This window comes from Streptococcus sp. 3167 (genome assembly GCF_013277175.1).
Classification (GTDB): Bacteria; Bacillota; Bacilli; order Lactobacillales; family Streptococcaceae; genus Streptococcus; species Streptococcus pseudopneumoniae.
In genome coordinates this window covers 1-5,222 of the sequence record NZ_VMML01000044.1, presented here as the reverse complement: position 1 = coordinate 5,222, position 5,222 = coordinate 1, and the positions used below count along the sequence as shown (strand labels likewise).

At 36.0% G+C, this 5,222-nt stretch carries 5 protein-coding genes and 1 pseudogene; all 6 read left to right on the top strand.

The window, feature by feature from the left end; all coding sequences use genetic code 11:
- Nucleotides 1-218 precede the first annotated feature (218 nt).
- Entirely contained in the window at nucleotides 219-389 is a 171-nt protein-coding gene (locus HT678_RS11760; RefSeq protein ID WP_001227862.1) for a PhrA family quorum-sensing system peptide, read from the top strand.
- A gap of 164 nt (nucleotides 390-553) precedes the next feature.
- Nucleotides 554-847, top strand: coding sequence for a hypothetical protein (locus HT678_RS07075; RefSeq protein ID WP_101514659.1), 294 nt, complete (start codon nucleotides 554-556; stop codon nucleotides 845-847).
- Nucleotides 848-853: 6 nt separating this feature from the next.
- Nucleotides 854-3,055 (top strand): ABC transporter permease, encoded by a 2,202-nt coding sequence (locus HT678_RS07070; protein WP_050971697.1) that lies wholly within the window; start codon nucleotides 854-856, stop codon nucleotides 3,053-3,055.
- Between the two features lie 4 nt (nucleotides 3,056-3,059).
- On the top strand, nucleotides 3,060-3,716 hold the full coding sequence (locus HT678_RS07065; protein WP_050208512.1) for an ATP-binding cassette domain-containing protein: 657 nt from the start codon (nucleotides 3,060-3,062) through the stop codon (nucleotides 3,714-3,716).
- Nucleotides 3,717-3,829: 113 nt separating this feature from the next.
- On the top strand, nucleotides 3,830-4,126 hold the full coding sequence (locus HT678_RS11970; protein WP_007284909.1) for a hypothetical protein: 297 nt from the start codon (nucleotides 3,830-3,832) through the stop codon (nucleotides 4,124-4,126).
- Nucleotides 4,127-4,266: 140 nt separating this feature from the next.
- A pseudogene (locus HT678_RS11965) lies at nucleotides 4,267-5,076 on the top strand (hypothetical protein); the annotation flags it as partial.
- Nucleotides 5,077-5,222: the final 146 nt, after the last annotated feature.

The window sequence follows — 5,222 nt, the reverse complement described above, 5'->3', positions numbered from 1 at the left end:
TTCTTTTCAATCTGAATTTTTCTGCGAGTGTATTCATTAAAAATAATAAACCTTCCTATTTGCTTAATTTCATTATAAAATTTTTAGTTCAAAATAACAAGTTAAAGGAATAAATAATTCTTTATGGTAATAACAAGAAAAAAAAGTTAAAAATTACATAAAAATACTTGACTAAATAAAATATATCTGTTAGAATAAAAAGAAAGGGGTTTCATTGCATGAGAAAAAAACGTGGAATTAAAAAATTAGTTACATTTGCATTGCTAGGTGTTTTTATGTTTAGTAATACAATTCCTTACCAACAGTTTATTCAGAAGAATAAACAATTGGAGATTCGAGTGCAATCGCAAAAGAAGTCCAATGGTCTTGATGTTGGGAAGGCTGATTAGTTGATTAAATGATGAAAATACTATTAACTATATAGTATTTCTGTTTTATCTAATTTTTAATTAGAAAGAAGGGATTCCGATGTACTAGGGTATGATTTGTTGATATTTCTAAATGCAGTCATTGTTATTGTTAGATTTTAAGTGAAAGAAATGAGGGCTTTACGATGAAGAAAAGCATAAAAAAAATAATTACAACATCTTTACTTGCACTGACTTTATCTGGTGCAGGTGGTTCGATTGTTTCAGCTGCAACAGTTTGGTATAAAGGTACTGCAGTTTATTGGGATTATGGTCGTACTGCTGGCCTTTGGAGCTATTCAAATGTTCAGTCTAGTGTTTACGAACACTCAGCAACTGCTAACGGGGCATTCTCAGGCTGGCAATCACCTGGAGTAGAAGCACGTGTTTCTAAATTCATCGGAACTGCTACAGCTGAATGTTACTGGAATTGTAGGTAAGTACCTATGACATACAAAAACATGTTATTAGGTAAAATGAAATACTTAATCCTGTTTTTGATTGCCATCCAGAGTGTCTTACTTGCTCTGGTGGCAATTTTTTTAGCAGGTTTACAGTATCAACAGTCATGGCAGAGTTATAATCATCATTCCGAAACTGTAACAGTTTATCTTCAGAAGTTAACAGAAGAGCAATCACAAGATGTATTTAATTATTTTTTAGAACAGAGTGACTTGTCCATATGGACAAAACGTTCTGAAAGTAGTGATACAGGAGAAGGTCTAAATAGGATTTATATAGACATCCTTGGCAGCTCTGCTGGTTTTTCAGATTTTGAAAGTACGGGTAAAATAGTAGTCTCACAACAACAATTTGCAGATTTATTATCTCATAGTGATAATAGTATGACTATTGGACTTGACAAAGGCTCAAATAATATGCTTTACGAGCTTCCAGATTTATTATTTAGCACACCTGTAGTCATTGAACGATTAGATTATACTTTTCAAAACACTAATACGATCAATGGGATATACCATATCAATGGTCTCCACGATGCTGTCTCAAGAGATAACTTTCTGTTGCATCTTTCAAAGATGTCAGGTATTTCTGTTGAGGATTTGACAAAAGAAAGTTTTGGAAGTAGTACTGATCAGGGAATTTGGGGAATAATACTTGCTATCAGCATCTTAGTAAATGCCTTCATTTTACTGATTCTATTCTTAATCTGTGTTCTTCAATCCTTTAAACATTTCGGAACATTGATTCTTTTAGGATGGGATAGAAAAGAATTATGGTCTGCTTTTTTCAAAAATTCTCTACTATTTTCAATCTACATTATTCCAATTATCTCTTTATGTAGTTGGTTGTTGTCAGGCTGGTCTAGTTTTGGTTTATCATCGTTTATTCTAGTTTTTGCTGGAGTCAGCCTCTCAATCTTGTTGCTACTATTGATATTCATTATTCCAACGATTATTGTTTATTCGGTTTCTCCATTAGCCGCAATTCATAAACGATTACCAATGAAGCCTTTAATGGTAACCTGCTTGTTATTCTATACCTTGGTAGCTGGTTTGTTAATCGCAGTCAGTTACTCTTTAGATGCTCCAATGAATCAGTTTATTGATAATATGAAAGTATCTAGAGAGTGGAAGAATGTTGAAGATATGTACGTTATATCCAGTTTTGTTGAGGGAGATGATGTAGGTACATATGCAGGAACTACAAATTCCCTTGAGCATACTATGTATAACTTTTACCAGCGTATATCTGAGCTTCCAGGTGTCTATATTGCCAAAGGACAATTTCTTAATCAGGAGTCCCTTGATGCAGTCTATGGGACATACCAGCATGTCCCTAAAAAACCATTTTGGTATTTGAAATTCTCCTATAATTACCTGCAAGACCTAGGTATTCCCCTAAGTGATGAAGAGTTGCTAGAGATGAGGAATGGTACTCGACTTTATCTTCTACCTAACACGCTCAATACAGAAGAACTTGAGGTGATGAAGGCGTATTTACAGGAAAGTGTCACTGTAAAACCGGGAGATTTACAAACTAATTTCACAGAAAATCAGAAATTTATGTTCAAGGTTTACCAACCGTCTCGACCAATATTTACTTGGTCAGATTCTATTTCTTATGGTACAACTAGTGAGAATCCAGTTATTTTTGTCTCAACACCAGAGAATTTATATTTCATGGAGTCGGCAAACTTAGTTGTCAGTGGCTATAATGGTCTTTTGAAGATTCGTGATAGGGAAACGATGGAACAGGTAGTGTCCGTTTTAGAAACAGAATTTCCAGATTTAATGGATAATCGGTTGAGTTTTACAACTGTCAAGAACTTTATCAATGGTCTTCAAAAAGATCTGAGTTATACATTTTATCTTTTCGGCACGATCATAGCGATTATCATCATTACGATGATGGCTATTTTCTGGAGTTTTGTCTTAATGTACCGCTTGTTATTTGAAGAAAAATTGTATGTCCAATACTTTATGGGATTCTCACCATGGAAAAGATATATTGGTGTGCTTTCTCTCATTATTAGTTTTTCTGTGATGGAACTAATCGTTTCTATCTTGGTGGGTTCTAAGTTGGGAATAGTCATGACACTAGCTACATTTGCTTTTCAGATAATGCTTCTTTACTTCAGTTTGTTCCGTAAAGAAGGAGAGAGTATCATACAATCATTTAAGGAGTAATCTCATGTCTAGAATTTCAGTACAAAATGTATCAAAACAATTTGGTTCAAGAGAAATTTTCAAAGACTTAAGCTTTGATATTGAGGAAAATGAATTTGTAGCTTTAGTAGGACCTTCTGGTTCTGGAAAATCGACTATCCTCAATATGATTGGACTATTGGATACTGTTGACAGTGGTAAAATCCTAATCAACGGAAAAGTTTTGCCTAAGGTAAATTCGCAATCAGCAGTTCATTATCGAAGGAATGTCATCAACTATCTTTTTCAATCCAATGCACTCATTTCTACATCTAGTGTGAAAGATAACCTGATGCTTGCCATGACTTTTTCGAATTTCTCTAGACAGGAGAAAGAGCAGAGAATCAAGGAAACGCTAGAATTTGTTGGTCTACAAAATCGGTTAAATAGTAAAGTCAATGAATTATCGGGAGGTGAACAGCAGAGAATTGCGATTGTGAGAGCTATTTTAAAGCCCGGAGATATTGTCCTAGCAGATGAACCAACCGGATCGTTAGATCCTGAAATGTCTCAAAAAGCATTCGATTTGATTCGAACTTTGAGAGATCAATTTAGTAAAACAATTTTGGTTGTTACGCATAACATGGAGCAAGCACGGCAATGTGATAGGATTATTTCACTGGAGTCAGTTCTTGTAAATTAACTCAACCATTATTAGCACTTGATACGGTTACTTCTATCAATAGTTTAGTAAGCTTGTTAGTTTATAGAGGGCAGGGGTATTTCTGCCCTCTGTTTTAGAATAAGGAATGCACTATGAAAAAATTATTTATACTCATATCCAACCTGCTTGCTAGTTTGTTCTTTGTTTGGGTATTTACCATTTGGACTGATACATATGTCTCCCGTTACTACCCCAACGTTGTTGTACGTGATTCTTCCCCTGAAACAACTTTTCAGCATATTGCTACACGCTTGGAAAAACTAGCAGAAGAAACGGATAGCTTTATTGCGATTCAACACCAAGATCCTAACTCAGAAGGTACTACAGTTTTTTCTTATACGACCTTTGGGGACGGAAAGTTGCCTGATGGGCTTCAGGAAAAAAACTAGAAGATGCTCAAAGTAGTAGTGTTGAAACAAACTATTTTGTATTCGGTGGACACCTAGATATTCACTTGCTAAGGGAGGAGCTAAGTCAACTTGGCTTGACTAACATGCACCTGACAATTCCATCTAAACTATCTACGTTAATGGCTATCTTTAGTAACGGATTTCAGTTAATCAGTCTATTGATTTTCATCTTAACCTTTGTAGCACTGACTTTAATTAGTCAAATTAGCCAATTACGGTCGTCGGGCATTCGCCTCATTTCAGGAGAGAAACGGTGGTCCATTTTCCTTAGACCAGTTGGTGAGGATTTGAAAGGGATAGCTGTTGGTTTCAGTTTAGCTGGCTTGCTCGCCATTCTTATGCAAAAAATTCTGTCGCTTCCAACGCAATCCCTAATGACCATAGGAGAAGGCTTGCTCAGTTATAATCTCATCTTGTTGTCGATCTCCCTGTTTTTCGCTCAACTCTTCGCAGTTGGGATAAAAAAGATACACCTGATGCAGATTATAAAAGGGCAAGTGCCTGTCAGAGGAATCATTAGTTTGATTTTAATCGGTCAACTATTAGCGATTATTATTGTAACGCTGGGAATAGGGAGTAGCTTAAAGTATTCCCAAGCCTGGCAACAGCATCGGATTGGACAAGAGGCTTGGAGCCAGGAAAGGCAACTGATTACCCTATCAATCAGCCGTGAAGGAACGAGTCCTGGTTTTGATGAACAAGCTCAAAGGAAACTCAGAACTTGGTATCAATTGATGGATCTGGCTGTTTCAGAACAAAAGGCTTTCTTATCTAGACACCAGTTAATTGACCGTACTTTGCAAAATGGCATGGCTTCCTCCAAAAACTTTATAACCTCTACAGAATGGCACGATTACAACCCGAATGGCAATGTCCTTATCGTCACACCGCAATACTTGGAGCGTCAAAACATTCCTGTAGATACAACGTAACCGCCCAATAACGAAGTATATTGAAAAATCTCCAGACTAGAGAACTCACGGATAGTTCCTAATCTGGAGATTTCTTATTTGCACTTTTCTTGTACAACTTTAGTCCATGGTAAATAAGCCTCTAAAACCTCTTTGTTTACGAG